This window comes from Ruminococcus sp. AF17-1AC, assembly GCF_003461385.1.
Taxonomy (GTDB): Bacteria; Bacillota; Clostridia; order Oscillospirales; family Ruminococcaceae; genus Hominimerdicola; species Hominimerdicola aceti.
On record NZ_QTWZ01000006.1, the window covers coordinates 33,167 to 47,031 of the forward strand.

Sequence of the window (13,865 nt, forward strand, 5' to 3'; positions counted from 1 at the left end):
CCAACTTAGAAAGGTCGGTATTATGAAGAAACAATTTTTTAGCAATGAGAAAGACGGTTTTTATGGTACATATTATGAAAATCCAAAGGGTGCAAACTGCGCAATGATAGGTCTGTTCGGCGACGATCCTAATGACTTTATGGCAAAGTGCGGAGCAAAATGGCTTCACAAAAATGGCGTGAACGTTATGTGTATGTCACCTGACGTGAAGAACTACGGCCATGTGAACTTCCCGCTTGAAAGGATAGAGACCGCTATAAAGTGGCTCAAAAGCCATGGAAACAAGAAAATAGGCATAATGGGAATGAGTACGGCAGGAATGGATTCCATTGTGGCAGCTTCATATTTCCCTGACATAACACTCACTTTCGGTCTTACGCCAAGCGACTTTGTATGGCAGGGCTTTGAGCAGGGCGAAAAAGACGGCTGCAAGGAATGGCCTATCCCTGACGCTTCCACACTTTCATGGCAGGGCAAGCCGCTTGCCTATATGCCGTTCGTTTATGCCCACCCTGAATACTATCACAAAATAGAAGAAGAAACCAAAGGCTCGGGAGATATAACACGAAGCACGCACCTTTTTATCGACTCTGAAAAGTCAAGAGAACATACAGAGGAAGAAATGATAAAGGTTGAGAACATCAAGGGCAAGCTTATAATGGTGGGTGCTGATGACGACAGCTTCTGGGAGGCAGGAAAATACGTCCGCCGCATGGATAAGCGCTTGAAAGAACGCCCTCACGAGTGCGATTACGAAGCCCTGACTTACGAGCATGGAACGCACTTTGTGCTTCCTGAGACAATGCTCAGAAAAGCACTTCCTGTGGGACTTAAATTCGTAATGAAATTTATTTTCAAGGCTGCAAAGGACTATCCTAAGGAGTGCGAGCAGACAAGAAAGGATATCGACAGACGACTTTCTGCGGCTTTAAAACAGTGGGTAGCTGAATAAAAAAGCCCATAAAATACGCTATTTTGTGTAGGGGCGGCCTCTGGCGCCCCTTGCTCGATATGTTTTACGATAAACAAAGACCGACTTCCGGCTTTTTTCGCCGGAAGTCAGTCTGTTATTTTTTGCAACAGAATAAATGCTTTCAAAAAGAAGATTTTTGTGAATTTTGTGGGTTTTCTATTGACATTAGAATGCGGATATGGTAAAATTAACGGTGTGTGAATATTTTCTAATAGCAGTCACATATCAAAGCAAAAAGCAATTATTTTATATAGATAGTGGTGGGTCGTCATGACCCTGACGAAGGAGCAAGCTATGTTTACAAGCGATACAGCGAAATATAAAATAATAGGTATCTGCACTTCATGCGTACAATCTGACTATGTGAGAGAGATAGTATCTTCCATAAGCCGAAAAGGTGTAAAAGAGGGCTACAAGGTGCTTCTTTTCAACACCTTTTGCGACCTTTATAACAACAGCTCCTACAACCATGGTGAAGCAAGCATTTTTGACCTTATAAATTATGACATTCTTGACGTACTTATAATAATGCCCGAGGCAATAAAAAGAGACAGCATTTCCAACGAGATAAGCAAGCGTGCCCATGAACACGGTGTTCCTGTCATATGCGTTGACAGCACAATGGATAATTGCTGCAGTGTGACATTCAATTACTCTGACGTTTTTGAAAAGATAGTTCGCCATGTGATCGAATTTCACGGCTGCAGAAGAGTTAATTTCATCGCTGGCGTAAAGGGCAATGCTTTCTCAGAAGAGCGTATAGAAGCATACAAAAAGGTGCTTGCAGAAAACGGCATAGAATTTGAGCCTGAGCGTCTTGGCTATGGTGACTTCTGGGATATGCCAACAAAAGGAGTATTGCAGAAATTTTTGGAAAGCGATTTAGAATTTCCGCAGGCGATAATATGTGCAAACGACGCTATGGCGATAACAGCTTGCAGCATACTGAGAGAACGCGGCATAAAAGTGCCTGAAGACGTTATTGTAACGGGCTTTGACGGCATCGAGCTTGAACAGTATAACAGCCCTCGTCTTACAACGGCGGCTGTAGACAATGATGTGCTTGGCGAAAAGATAATAAACGCCATAGACCATATGATGAACGGAATTCCTCTTCCTGAAAAAATAGAGGTCAACTACACCATGAGGATATCCCAGTCTTGCGGCTGTAAGAAAATAGACCCGAGAGAAGTAGGCGACAAGATCCTTGAGCTTTACCACAGAATGAACAATTCTGATGGTCACGAACAGCATATGTTCTCTTATCTTGCAAAAACAGTGGAATGTCACACTGTAGAAGAAATGGCAAAGGTAATGGCACGTTCGGGAGATTATTATAGCTGGGTATGCACAAACTCTGATTTTCTGTCAAACACGAGGCAGAGAGAACGCTTTAATAACAGCTTTACAAAGCAGATGAGAGTTTTCATGCAGACTTTTGACAACAAATACAAGACCGGTGAAGTATTTGACACCAAGGATCTTTTGCCTGATATGGAGCAAGTCCTTGGACGCCATAACTGCTTAATGTTCTCACCGCTCCATTTTCAGGACGAGGTCATAGGATATGCGGCAAATTCATATAATCCTATATATTTTCTTTTCCAGAACACAAGGCGTTTTATAAACAACACCAATCAGATAATGGAGAGCTTTAAAAACCGCCAGCGGCTTGAAAGGGCAAATGCAGAGCTTGCACGGATACATATGCTTGACCCCATGACGGGGATATATAATCGCAGGGGCTTTTACAAGAACGTAAGAAAGCTTATTTCAAAGGCTGAGAAACAGGGCGTAGGCGTATGGGTATTCTCCATTGACATGGACAACCTTAAAAAGATAAATGACCTCTATGGTCACAACGAGGGTGACAAGGCGATAAAGGCAGTGGCGTCGCTGATGACAAAATGCACTGCAGAAGGTGGGATATGCTCACGCTTCGGCGGTGATGAATTTGTGGCTGTTATCGCTGAAACAGACGGTGCAGACAGCTTTTACGAAAAGATATCCCGCAGCATTGCAGAGTACAATCGCAGAAGCAAGTCGCCATATGATGTGTCGATAAGCTGTGGCTACAAGGTGGGAAAGCCGAAAACATTGAAAGAGATCGACGATCTTATGAAAGCGTCAGATCGTGAGATGTACACGCAAAAGCGTAAACATCATAGTCGGCGGGACTAACAGACATAACAAGAGGGCGGATAGTTTGAAAACTTCCGCCCTTGTTTTTATGCTATTTGAGTATGCCAACTTCCTCAAGAAAGATCTTCAGCACGATCAAAACGAGTATAATGCCGCCTGCTGTTTCTGCCTTGCTCTTATATTTTGAGCCGAACTTGTTGCTATGGCGAGTCAACTTTTTTTGTCAAATAAACATTTGACAAAATTGCAAAACTGTGATATAATAACGATTGTAATGTGTTTCCGTAGCTCAGCTGGATAGAGCGACCGCCTCCTAAGAATATGTTATAACGACCGCCTTTCGGGCAAAGGCGATTGACATTGAGTAAGTTTAAGACTAAAATTGAATAGATTTTAAAGATGTTTCCGTAGCTCAGCTGGATAGAGCGACCGCCTCCTAAGCGGTAGGTCGGGTGTTCGAATCACCTCGGGAACGCCAAAAACTCCGCCGGAAAACCCAGTAAAATCAAGGGTTTCCGGCGTTTTTTCATTTTTACGGAAAAAGTGAAAAATCGTAAAATTCACAGATTTTCATTAGCAAAATCTCCGTCAGCTAATGGAAATTAGGACGAATGTCGTCCGCCTTTCAGGTGAACGACTTGCTAATAAAAATTAGCAGGATTTTCGCTATTTTGCTAATGAAAATGCCCTCTCTGCTAATGGCAGAAAAATTCGAGCAAAATTCCTGCTAATGAATAAGGCGTTCGTTACCCTGTTAATTCGTTCATTTAGGGGTGGTCAAGCGACAATCGCACACTACTTCTATGCCATTTCTTATTATATAATTGCGGTAACAGGAGGTGGTTGTTTTGAAAGAACAAAAATATCATTTATACCTTTCCAAGGACGAATACAGCGAAGTGCTGCAATCACTTATCCGTTTGAAGAACAGCCTGATAGCACAAGGCAGATACACGGACGCAGCAGATGATATTCTTTGCAAGGTGCTTTCAGCCAAGAAAAGAAAGTTCAAAATCAAATATATCTGAACACGAATAAAGACCGCCTACACTTTTGTAAGCGGTCTTTGCTAATTTAGAGTAAGTTAGACAAACTGGAATTTATTAGGCAAACAGAATAAGTGCAACACCTGTGATAAGCAGAACTATACCAACAACAAACTCTATCATTCCCACTTTCTTTGCGTATTCTTCTTTCTTCCGACCGGCTTTGAAATCCGCCTCAAAACCGTTGATAAGATTGTATTTCTTTTTAAAGTAAATGAAGTATCCAAACAGAAGGAATGCCAATCCCAGAACTACAGCCAATACCTTTAGGAATATCATATAAACACCTCCACAAAAAATTCAAATTTGTCTTTCTCTTAATTTCCTATTATACACCAAAATTATGAATATTTCTACCCGCCGTCTATTGACCTCAATTAAGAGGAAAGTAGGTGGCTTTTTTTGTTAGCAAAAAAATTTTCAAGAAATTTTGAAAAAACACCCCCCAAAAACGCTCTCCCATTTCAAACAAGTGAAGGGGTTAATTCCGAGCCACGAAAAGGTCAGCCCTTTCACTTGTATTTTGACAACTGAATAAACCATTCACTAAGACTTTAATTCTGATGATTTTAGCCACCTTATCGGGTACGCCGTGACTTCTGCATTGCAGAACAGCGAGAACTCCCGGTATAGGTAACAGGTTGCCCCTGTTACGGCGATGACAGTCAGAAGGATAATGATACTTCTCTACGGAGCTGGCGGAGTACCCGGCAGAGGTGAAATTCCTATGATACAGATTAGCAGTCTGTTCCTTAGTGACTTCCCGTGAGCTTATTGCTCGGCAAGGGGTGTTGAGAACAAATATTGCCCGACCGGTTAGGAAATGAGCCGGTCAAGTACATAGCCATACTGCGATGGCTATGAATTTCACGAAAGGAGGACGCACAAAGTGTCGAACTGCAAAACGATTGCGATATGCAATCAAAAAGGCGGAGTTGGAAAGACGACCACTACGGTAAACCTCGGCGTCGGTCTTGCAATGCAGGGAAAGAAAGTGCTGCTCATAGACGCAGACCCACAGGGCGACTTAACCACTTGTCTCGGTTGGCAGGATACAGACAACTTGGGTATCACGCTTGCAACGAAACTCACAGATGTCATAAATGAAACGATGAATGACCCTACGGTCGGTATTCTGCACCACGACGAAGGTGTTGACCTTATTCCGGCAAACCTTGAGCTTTCAGCAATGGAGTTTAACCTTGTCAACGCAATGAGCAGAGAGACGGCATTGAGAAACTATCTCAGCGAAGTGAAGGAGAAATACGACTATATCTTAATAGATTGTATGCCTTCCCTCGGAATGGTAACAATCAATGCTCTATCTGCGGCAGACAGCGTAATAATTCCTGTTCAGGCTCAGTATTTACCGGCAAAAGGTATGACGCAGCTTGTTCAGACCATTTCACGAGTTAAGAAGCGTATCAATCCGGGCTTAAAGATTGACGGTATGCTTCTCACTTTGGTGGATAGCCGTACCAACCTCGCCAAAAGCACGGTAGAAGCTCTGAGAGAGAACTTCGGTAGTCAAATCAAGATGTATCGAACATATATCCCGATTGCCGTAAAAGCCGCAGAGACTTCTTCCAAAGGCAAGAGCATTTTTGCCTACGAACCGGGCAGCACGGTGTCAAAAGCGTACACCGAATTTACAAAGGAGGTGTTAGCCGATGGCAGGAAGAAAGAGCGACTTCACTCTCACGAAGCTCGATGACTTATTCTCGACGCAGGAACAGAGAGATGAAGAAAAACTTTCAAAAATCCGAGATATTCCCTTGACTGAGATTGACGATTTCCCCGACCACCCTTTTAAGGTGCGTGATGACGAGGATATGGCACAGCTCATTGAGAGTATTAAGGAACGAGGGGTAATCACTCCGGCGACGGTAAGGCAGAAAGAGGACGGCAGATACGAACTCATATCGGGACACAGACGAAAGCGAGCCTGTGAGCTTGCCGGGTTTGATACTCTCCGTTGTGAGGTCGTTGAACTGAACCGAGACGAAGCCACGATTTTAATGGTTGAGAGCAACTACCAAAGGTCGCAGATACTTCCCTCGGAAAAAGCCTATGCCTACAAAATGCGTTTGGAAGCATTGAGCAGACAAGGCAAAAGAACAGACCTAACTTCCGACCCAGTGGGTTGGAAGTCAAGCGGAAAAGAAACAGCACAACTAATTGGAGAGCAGTCGGGTGACAGTCAAACCCAAGTTCGCAGATATATTCGCCTTACAAACCTTGTTCCCGAACTTTTGGAATATGTTGATGAGGGGCGAATTAAAATGCGACCGGCGGTTGAATTGTCTTTTCTCGATGAGGACAGTCAGCGTGATGTGGTTGATGAAATCGACCTGAACGACGCAACCCCGTCCCACGACCAAACAATCCGTATGCGAAAGTTCTTTGAGGAGGGCAAGCTCACAACCGAAGCAATCCAAGCGATTATGTCGGAGGAAAAACCAAACCAAAGGGAGAAAATTGTTTTGAGGGGCGATAGGGTTCGACAGCTTATCCCGAAGAATATTCCCATAAGCCAAACGGAGGATTTTGTGTGCAAGGCATTGGAGCATTACAACAAGTTTCTGCGAAGCAGAGCCGACCGTGACAGCCGATAGCCTTCCCCCTTTCTCACACTCTAACCCCTATATATACCGGCTATTAACCTGCTGAAAAATATACTCTATCTCCCTTGAGTATATCTATCTCTAATAACATATAGCTGTCTATAAAAGGGTTCGCACATTTGGAGCAAAAGCAAAATGTCTGCTACGATAAAAAGTTCAGCCAATCGCACCTTTGATGTTTTGACCGGTTTTGATTACGATTAAGGCAGAAAGGAGCGATGGATATGAAAAACAGGCTGATACCTTGTGTTCTTGCCTGCCTGATGATTTTCCTCGTAGGTTGTAACGGTAACACAGCCAAAGAAGCTGCACAGGAGATTACGAAAACAGAGACTTCTTTTCCGGCTGGTAATACCGAAACAGATTCTCAGGAAGAAACGGCAGAAGAACCGGAAAGCACGACAGTTCAGGAAGAAACACCGATTACGGCAGAAGAAAGCCAATCAACCGCTGAAAGGCAGACGGTTGCGACTGTTCAGACAAAACCGGCGGAAGAAAAAACGGCTGATACTCCTGCAACCGAAAAGCCAAAGGCAGAGCCACCGAAGCAGACAACCACGCAGGCTGAACCCGAAAAACAAACGGAACAGCCAAAAGAACAGACAACTGCCGAACAAAAGCCGGTTGAAAAACCGACTGAAAAGCCGGCAGAACCGAAACCGACAGAGCCGCACAAGCAGACATTCGATGTCAGCCCTTATGTTAGTTACGCAAAAGAGTATTCGGTAAGCATAGGGCTTTCTCTTGACATCACGGCGACAGAATGTTGGGACAACCCCATATCCGCAAATCCTAACCGAAGCGGTATCAAGTCTGATATTGAAAGCAGACTGAACCGATACAAGAACAGCGAGGGTTTTACCGCTGTGTGGATATGGACAGAAAAGCTATCCGATACGGATTACAACATCTATATCGGCTACTGCTAAAACAAAATAATTTTAAGCGGACGCACTGAGTAAAATCGGTGCGTTTTTGCATTTCAAGGAGGAAAACGCAATGGTTAAAACAAAATTCAAGAAAGCCGTCTCGCTTATGTTGGCGGCGGTTATGAGCCTTACTGCTTTTACGGGCATTGGGGCAACGACAGCCTTTGCAGCCGTAGGAGAAAAAGCCGATGTGTACCTCGTCGATTATCCCCGAAGCGGAGATACCAATAACAACGGCGAATGGGGACACGGCAATCTCAACTATATGAACGGTTGGAAAGGCTTGTCCACAAAATATACAGGACTTCGTGCAATGGGTTCGTATTCGGGCAATATTGCCTACTGTATTGAACCGGGTACAGGTCAGCGGACTGGAGATACTCTCACCGAAAAGGACGAGAACTTCTTTAATAACATCAGCCCGAACGGAACGATTTCCGGCGATGACATTCGCCTGCTTATCGGTCGTATCTTGCAGTACGGCTACCGTGGAGGTATTTCGACAAGCTGGAAGTCGCAGAATGAAAGCGACGCAAACTGCATCGCACACGCTTATGCCACTCAGATTTTGATTTGGGAAACGATTGTCGGAGAAAGAGACGCAGGCTTTAATCACGTTTCTACCAGCGGATACAATGCCGTGCTTGAATGTGTAAGCACTGCACACCCACTCCGCAGTAAAATCTTGTCGTACTACAACAGTATGGTAACAAGTGTTCAGAATCACACCAAAGTGCCGAGCTTCTGCACAAGGTCAAGCGGTTCTGCAAAGGTAAACGAGCTTGAATGGAACGGAAGCAAGTATGTTGCTACTCTCACCGATACAAACGGTGTGCTTGGCAATTACAACTTCTCGGCAAACATTGACGGGGTTTCTTTCTCTGTCAGCGGAAACAAATTGACTGTTTCGATGGAGAAAGCTCCGAGCAAGGAATTTACCATCACAGCCGCAAAAAAGAACGGTGTCCGCAGAGGTGTTGTCGTATGGTCTGACGGTATCCATCAGAACGGAAACGGCATTCAGGATGTGGTCACTTATGCTCAGGAGGTCAGTGACCCTGTCAGCGGCTTTGTCAAAATGAAGGTAAGCTACGGCTCTTGTCAGATTGTAAAGACAAGTGAGGACGGAAAGGTTGACGGCATTCAGTTTACCATAAGCGGTAACGGTGTCAATCAGACTGTAACAACCGCAAACGGCGGTAAATTCCAACTGGATAACCTTATGCCCGGTGTTTACACGGTAACAGAACAGTCTATCGACAAATATGTTCCGCAGGAGGTTCACAGAGTAACTGTTGTTGCCGGTCAGGTGTCAAAGGTCAATTTCAATAATGTTCTCAAAAGAGGTAATCTTCAGGTCATCAAATCTTCTGAGGATAACTTGGTTGAGGGCGTTACCTTCCATCTTTACGGCACATCTCTTTCCGGTATTGCTGTCGATGAGTATGCCGTGACAGATAAGAACGGTGTTGCTTCTTTTGATGATGTGCTTATCAGCGGCACTACCCCATACACCATTGAGGAAGTGGATACCGCAATCCGTTATGTTGTGCCTGCAAATCAGACCGCACCGATTAACTGGAAAGAAGTAACCACAAGAAACTTCACGAACATTCTCAAAAAGTTCAGCGTAACCGTAACAAAGAGCGACCGAGAGGAAGGCACACCGCAGGGCGACGCTACCCTTGCCGGAGCAGTTTACGGTATCTATAAAGGCGAAACCCTTGTGGACAAGTATGTGACGGATAAGAACGGGCAGTTTACCACAAAGGAATATGTCTGTGATAATGACTGGACAATCCGTGAAATCACGCCGTCCGAGGGTTATCTGCTTGATACGACTGTTCACAAGGTCGGTGCTGAACCGCAGCTTTATACGGTGGAACACAATCAGACAGCAAATGATGTTACCGAACAGGTTATGAAAGGCAATATCGCCATTATCAAGCACACCGATGACGGCGAAACTCAGATTGAAACACCGGAAAACGGAGCAACCTTTGAAATCTATCTCAAATCTTCCGGCAGTTTTGACGCATCAGAAGAAGATGAAAGAGATGTCATTGTCTGTGATGAAAACGGTTTCGGGCAGACAAAGGATATGCCTTACGGCGTATATACCGTTCATCAGACCTCCGGTTGGGAAGGTCGTGAGCTGATGAAGAACTTTGATGTGTTCATTGCTCAGGACGGACAGACCTACCGCTATCTTATCAACAACGCAAACTTTGAAAGCTATATCAAGGTTGTCAAGGTGGACGCAGAAAGCGGTAAAAACATTCCTTATGCCGGTGCAGGCTTCAAAATCTTTGACCCTGACGGCAATCAGGTAACAATGACCTTCACTTATCCTACTCCGACAACGATTGATACTTTCTACACCGACGCAAACGGACAGCTTGTGACACCGGAAAAACTGGAATACGGCAAGGGATATTCTCTTGTAGAAGTTCAGGCTCCTTACGGATATGTGCTTGACAGCACACCGGTGTACTTTGATGTGGCAGAGGAACATTCTTCCGATGAGGGTGGTATTACCGTGATTAAGGTCGATAAGCCTAATATGGCACAGAAAGGTACAGTCAGCATTGAAAAGACCGGCGAGGTGTTTTCAGGGGTAAATATCTCCGGCGTGGAAAACGCCGATGTGATTTATCAGCCTGTCTATGAAGTGAAAGGTCTTGCAGGTGCAGTTTATGAGATTAGCGCAGCAGAAGATATTATCACTCCCGACGGTACACTCCGTTATGCAAAGGGCGAGGTAGTAGATACTGTTACCACAGATGAAAACGGACTTGCCAAGAGTAAGGAGCTTTATCTCGGAAAATATACGGTGGTTGAAATTACTGCACCGGAGGGTATGGTCATCAACAAAGAAGCTCACGATGTTGAGCTGACTTATGCCGGTCAGGAAGTGTCTGTAACCGAAACCGCCACAAGCTTTGTAAACGACAGGCAGAAAGTAGCGGTAAGTCTTGAAAAGACTATTGAAAAGAACGACATCTTCAATATCGGCAACGGCGATGAAATGAAGAATATCAGCTTCGGACTTTTCGCCGCAGAAGAACTTGTTTCTGCAAGCGGTACTTCTATTCCGGCAGACGGACTGATTGAGATTATCTCACTTTCCGAGAACGGCAAGGCTGTTATCAAAACCGACCTTCCTTTCGGAAGCTACTATGTAAAGGAACTTGCCACCGATGAGCATTATATCCTTACCGACGCCAAGTATCCGTTCACTTTCAGCTATGCCGGTCAGGATACCGCAAATGTTGAGATTGCGGTCAATGACGGCAAGCCGATTGAAAACAAGCTCATTTACGGTTCTGTTTCCGGTAAGAAGATTACCGAAAACGGCGAAGCACTGGGAGGTGCTGTAATCGGTCTGTTTAAGGCTGATGAAACCGAATTTACAAAAGAAAATGCTTTGATGACTGCTACCTCCCAAAAAGACGGTAGCTTTTCTTTTGAGAAAGTACCGTATGGCAACTGGCTTGTAAGAGAAATCGAGCAGCCGGAGGGCTTCGTGCTTGATGAAACTTCTTATGAAGTTAAAATCTCCGAGGTCGCTCAGGTCATTGAGGTCGAAATCGTCAATGAGTATGTTCACGGCAATATCAAGTTGACTAAGGTCGATGAAGATTACCCGGACAACAAGCTGACAGGAGCGACCTTTGAGGTTTACAAAGATGTAAACGGCGACGGTAAACTGGATGACGCCGACGAGCTTATCGGAACTCTCTCCGAAACCTCTACCGGTATTTACGAGATGAAGGAACTTCTTTACGGAAAATACCTTGTAAGAGAAACCAAAGCACCGGATGGCTTTGAGCTTGATAAGGGTGTGTACTCTGTTTTCATTGAAAAAGATGAAACCACCTACGAGGTAGAAAACAAAGCCGGCGTCGGCTTTATTAACACAGCTATGAAAGGAAACCTGAAAATCGTTAAAACTTCCTCTGACGGTAAGGTTGAAGGCTTCACTTTCAGAGTTACAGGAGTAAACGGTTACGACCGAAGCTTCACGACCGATAAGAACGGCGAAATCATTATCGAGGGACTTCGTATCGGCGATTACACCATTTCCGAGGTTCAGGATAGTGTTTCTGCTTCCTATGTGCTTCCTGCGGATAAGATTGCAACCGTAAAGGTCGGTTCTACTACCGTTGTGGAAATGCACAATGAGCTGAGAGATACACCAAAGACCGGAGATAACAGCAATGTGGGCTTGTGGACGGCACTTGCGGGACTTTCTGCCCTCGGTATTGTCGGCACAGCCGTTGTTGCGTACAGAAAAAAGAAGAAGGAGGACAATGAGTAATGGACGCTAAAACAATCGTAGCAGTTGTATTAGTCGCCTTTATTATCGGCGGCTTTATCTTCTTGCAGATTAAGAACAGAAAGAAATAAGGAACGCTTGTGTGGGCGGAGTGAAAACTTCGCCCACCGTTCTTTTACGGAGGTGCATTATGAATAAGCAAAAGACGGTTGACAGCAAGGTGCTTGCAATACTCAGAGAATGCCCCGAAACGAGGTATGACGATATGCAGCTTATCCTTTGCTATTACAACCGATACAGCTATATGAGAGTCGGAGATTTACCGCTTGAGGATATAGTCAACAACTATAAAGGCTACGGCTTGCCGTGCTTTGAGACTATCCGCAGAGCAAGACAGAGAGTGCAATCCCTATTTCCCGAACTGTCAAGGCAGTGCAGTGGCTGCGACTGCGGAAACATCAGAATTGTGATTGAAGTAAGCTGAGGTGTGGATATGAACGAGGGAAAAAGAAAAATCGGTGAATACACTGTTCTTTGCTCGGTCAATGTGGGCGAAAAGGAAGTTATCTTGGCTTCCAATGAGCAAAGTACAAACGGCGATAAATTTATGTGCGGCTTTGCAGAGCGAAACGACCTGTTTGAACTGTGTTCGGAATGTATGGTAAGCGATGACTATATCGAAATCGTACACCTTTTCGGAAGCCGTGTGGCAAATGAAGCGGAGCTTTTCAAGGAACAGGTCGAAAAACTGGATATTCCAATCACACTCATAACAGAAGCCGACTGTATCCCCGACCACTATTCCAAAGACATCAACGGCAAAATCATAGCCATTGACCCCAAGGTATTAAAGCCTGAATTTCAGAGAGCCGACAGACAGCTCTACTATGTTACAGGTGGTTTCGGTGCGTCGGCAAACAGCCGTGGAAGTGCCGTGTTTTGTACCAATCTTCACACCGGCAAATCAACCCGATATGAAAGAATGGATGTTATGGGCGAAATAAAGCCTGAGCGTCTGCCTGAATGGGCAAAGGAAAAGGCACAAGAGCTTTCAAACAAGAAGCGAAATAAAGACAAAGAACGATAAGGAGGACAAAGCAATGAAGGAAAATTTCACTTTTCAGCAAAAGACAAAGCTTCTGACGAAACTGTTTGACGCAGGCTGCAATACCGAAAAGAAATTGCAGCAGCTCGACATGGAGAGCATTTTGAAAATTCCGGGTATCACTATTCCGGATATGAGTCTGATTATCGAGTTTCAGAAGCAGACCAAAGCCAATAAGCTGTTCTCTTATTTGGGAGGTGGCACTGATGAGCAGGCAGGAACAGAATGACCGCCATATCATTTGGAGCGACATTAGCCTTGACCTTGATGATTGGCGAGAGTCTTTGGAGGAACTGTATCCCGGATATTCCGATGATGAGCTTTACGACATTATGGTAAAATCCAATGCCGAAAATCTTTATGATGAACGAGTAAATCTCAATATTCAGCTTTCACAGCCGATTATTGTTATCGGCGACCTCGGCAGATGGAACGGCAGAGTGTCGGGCTACAAGATGATTGATTCCGGCAACATTAAGGACTGCCTTTATTCCGATACCGATTACAACGAATGGTATGTGGATAAGTACGGCGACCTTCGTGCCGACGCCGTTCATCACGACGGTACAAACCATTATCTTTACCGTGTATTCAAAGACGGTGTTACCGATACGCAGATTGAAAATCTGCAAGATAAAATCTATAACGGAAAAGCCACAAGAGCCGACATCACACGAGTTACCAAAAGGCTCGGCGATGACATTGCCGGAGTTTATGGTTTTCCTATTCCAAAGCAAAGACAAACAAACGAACAAGCGAGGTGATGA

The 13,865-nt window shown here is 44.7% G+C and carries 13 protein-coding genes and 1 tRNA gene; 12 read left to right on the forward strand and 2 right to left on the reverse strand.

What is annotated here, in order from left to right; genetic code table 11:
* Positions 1 to 22 precede the first annotated feature (22 nt).
* Positions 23 to 952, forward strand: a complete 930-nt coding sequence (locus DWW81_RS05775) for an acyl-CoA thioester hydrolase/BAAT C-terminal domain-containing protein (RefSeq protein WP_117896535.1) — start codon at positions 23 to 25, stop codon at positions 950 to 952.
* A gap of 315 nt (positions 953 to 1,267) precedes the next feature.
* Complete coding sequence (locus DWW81_RS05780; RefSeq protein ID WP_181982678.1) at positions 1,268 to 3,154, forward strand: GGDEF domain-containing protein; 1,887 nt, start codon at positions 1,268 to 1,270, stop codon at positions 3,152 to 3,154.
* Between the two features lie 52 nt (positions 3,155 to 3,206).
* Here the strand turns inward: DWW81_RS05780 and DWW81_RS13540 are convergent, their stop codons facing one another.
* Positions 3,207 to 3,329, reverse strand: a complete 123-nt coding sequence (locus DWW81_RS13540; RefSeq protein ID WP_278307781.1) for a hypothetical protein — start codon at positions 3,327 to 3,329, stop codon at positions 3,207 to 3,209.
* Positions 3,330 to 3,516: 187 nt separating this feature from the next.
* Between DWW81_RS13540 and DWW81_RS05785 the strand changes: the two genes are divergently transcribed.
* Together DWW81_RS05785 and DWW81_RS05790 are read left to right on the forward strand one after the other, a co-directional pair.
* A tRNA-Arg gene (locus DWW81_RS05785) sits at positions 3,517 to 3,593 on the forward strand.
* A 370-nt stretch (positions 3,594 to 3,963) separates the two neighbouring features.
* Positions 3,964 to 4,143 carry a hypothetical protein gene (locus DWW81_RS05790; RefSeq protein ID WP_102364675.1) on the forward strand — a complete coding sequence of 60 codons (180 nt, stop codon included), beginning with the start codon at positions 3,964 to 3,966 and terminating at the stop codon, positions 4,141 to 4,143.
* A gap of 75 nt (positions 4,144 to 4,218) precedes the next feature.
* Here the strand turns inward: DWW81_RS05790 and DWW81_RS05795 are convergent, their stop codons facing one another.
* On the reverse strand, positions 4,219 to 4,440 hold the full coding sequence (locus DWW81_RS05795) for a DUF3784 domain-containing protein (RefSeq protein ID WP_015573075.1): 222 nt from the start codon (positions 4,438 to 4,440) through the stop codon (positions 4,219 to 4,221).
* A 610-nt stretch (positions 4,441 to 5,050) separates the two neighbouring features.
* Here DWW81_RS05795 and DWW81_RS05800 point away from each other — a divergent pair.
* From DWW81_RS05800 to DWW81_RS05835, 8 genes are all read left to right on the forward strand, one after another.
* Positions 5,051 to 5,875, forward strand: a complete 825-nt coding sequence (locus DWW81_RS05800; RefSeq protein WP_024721698.1) for a ParA family protein — start codon at positions 5,051 to 5,053, stop codon at positions 5,873 to 5,875.
* Entirely contained in the window at positions 5,832 to 6,776 is a 945-nt protein-coding gene (locus DWW81_RS05805; protein WP_024721697.1) for a ParB/RepB/Spo0J family partition protein, read from the forward strand. The genes DWW81_RS05800 and DWW81_RS05805 overlap by 44 nt, the downstream gene beginning before the upstream one ends.
* Positions 6,777 to 7,009: 233 nt before the next feature.
* Positions 7,010 to 7,714: a hypothetical protein gene (locus DWW81_RS05810; RefSeq protein ID WP_117896537.1), complete on the forward strand. Its 705-nt coding sequence runs from the start codon at positions 7,010 to 7,012 to the stop codon at positions 7,712 to 7,714.
* A 70-nt stretch (positions 7,715 to 7,784) separates the two neighbouring features.
* Positions 7,785 to 12,035, forward strand: a complete 4,251-nt coding sequence (locus tag DWW81_RS05815) for a SpaA isopeptide-forming pilin-related protein (RefSeq protein ID WP_117896538.1) — start codon at positions 7,785 to 7,787, stop codon at positions 12,033 to 12,035.
* Positions 12,036 to 12,183: 148 nt separating this feature from the next.
* A complete protein-coding gene (locus tag DWW81_RS05820; RefSeq protein WP_003525240.1) occupies positions 12,184 to 12,477 on the forward strand; it encodes a hypothetical protein in 294 nt (97 codons plus the stop codon).
* 9 nt (positions 12,478 to 12,486) lie between these two features.
* Complete coding sequence (locus DWW81_RS05825; protein ID WP_015573072.1) at positions 12,487 to 13,080, forward strand: hypothetical protein; 594 nt, start codon at positions 12,487 to 12,489, stop codon at positions 13,078 to 13,080.
* 13 nt (positions 13,081 to 13,093) lie between these two features.
* Entirely contained in the window at positions 13,094 to 13,327 is a 234-nt protein-coding gene (locus tag DWW81_RS05830) for a hypothetical protein (protein ID WP_015573071.1), read from the forward strand.
* Positions 13,305 to 13,862 (forward strand): hypothetical protein, encoded by a 558-nt coding sequence (locus tag DWW81_RS05835; RefSeq protein WP_024721694.1) that lies wholly within the window; start codon positions 13,305 to 13,307, stop codon positions 13,860 to 13,862. Before DWW81_RS05830 ends, DWW81_RS05835 begins: the two co-directional genes overlap by 23 nt.
* Positions 13,863 to 13,865: the final 3 nt, after the last annotated feature.

Coding starts and splice junctions, on each gene's coding strand:
- DWW81_RS05775 (WP_117896535.1), top strand. CDS start 23: ATGAAGAAACAATTTTTTAGCAATGAGAAAGACGGTTTTTATGGTACA.
- DWW81_RS05780 (WP_181982678.1), top strand. CDS start 1,268: ATGTTTACAAGCGATACAGCGAAATATAAAATAATAGGTATCTGCACT.
- DWW81_RS05795 (WP_015573075.1), bottom strand. CDS start 4,440: ATGATATTCCTAAAGGTATTGGCTGTAGTTCTGGGATTGGCATTCCTT.
- DWW81_RS05805 (WP_024721697.1), top strand. CDS start 5,832: ATGGCAGGAAGAAAGAGCGACTTCACTCTCACGAAGCTCGATGACTTA.
- DWW81_RS05810 (WP_117896537.1), top strand. CDS start 7,010: ATGAAAAACAGGCTGATACCTTGTGTTCTTGCCTGCCTGATGATTTTC.
- DWW81_RS05815 (WP_117896538.1), top strand. CDS start 7,785: ATGGTTAAAACAAAATTCAAGAAAGCCGTCTCGCTTATGTTGGCGGCG.
- DWW81_RS05820 (WP_003525240.1), top strand. CDS start 12,184: ATGAATAAGCAAAAGACGGTTGACAGCAAGGTGCTTGCAATACTCAGA.
- DWW81_RS05825 (WP_015573072.1), top strand. CDS start 12,487: ATGAACGAGGGAAAAAGAAAAATCGGTGAATACACTGTTCTTTGCTCG.
- DWW81_RS05830 (WP_015573071.1), top strand. CDS start 13,094: ATGAAGGAAAATTTCACTTTTCAGCAAAAGACAAAGCTTCTGACGAAA.
- DWW81_RS05835 (WP_024721694.1), top strand. CDS start 13,305: ATGAGCAGGCAGGAACAGAATGACCGCCATATCATTTGGAGCGACATT.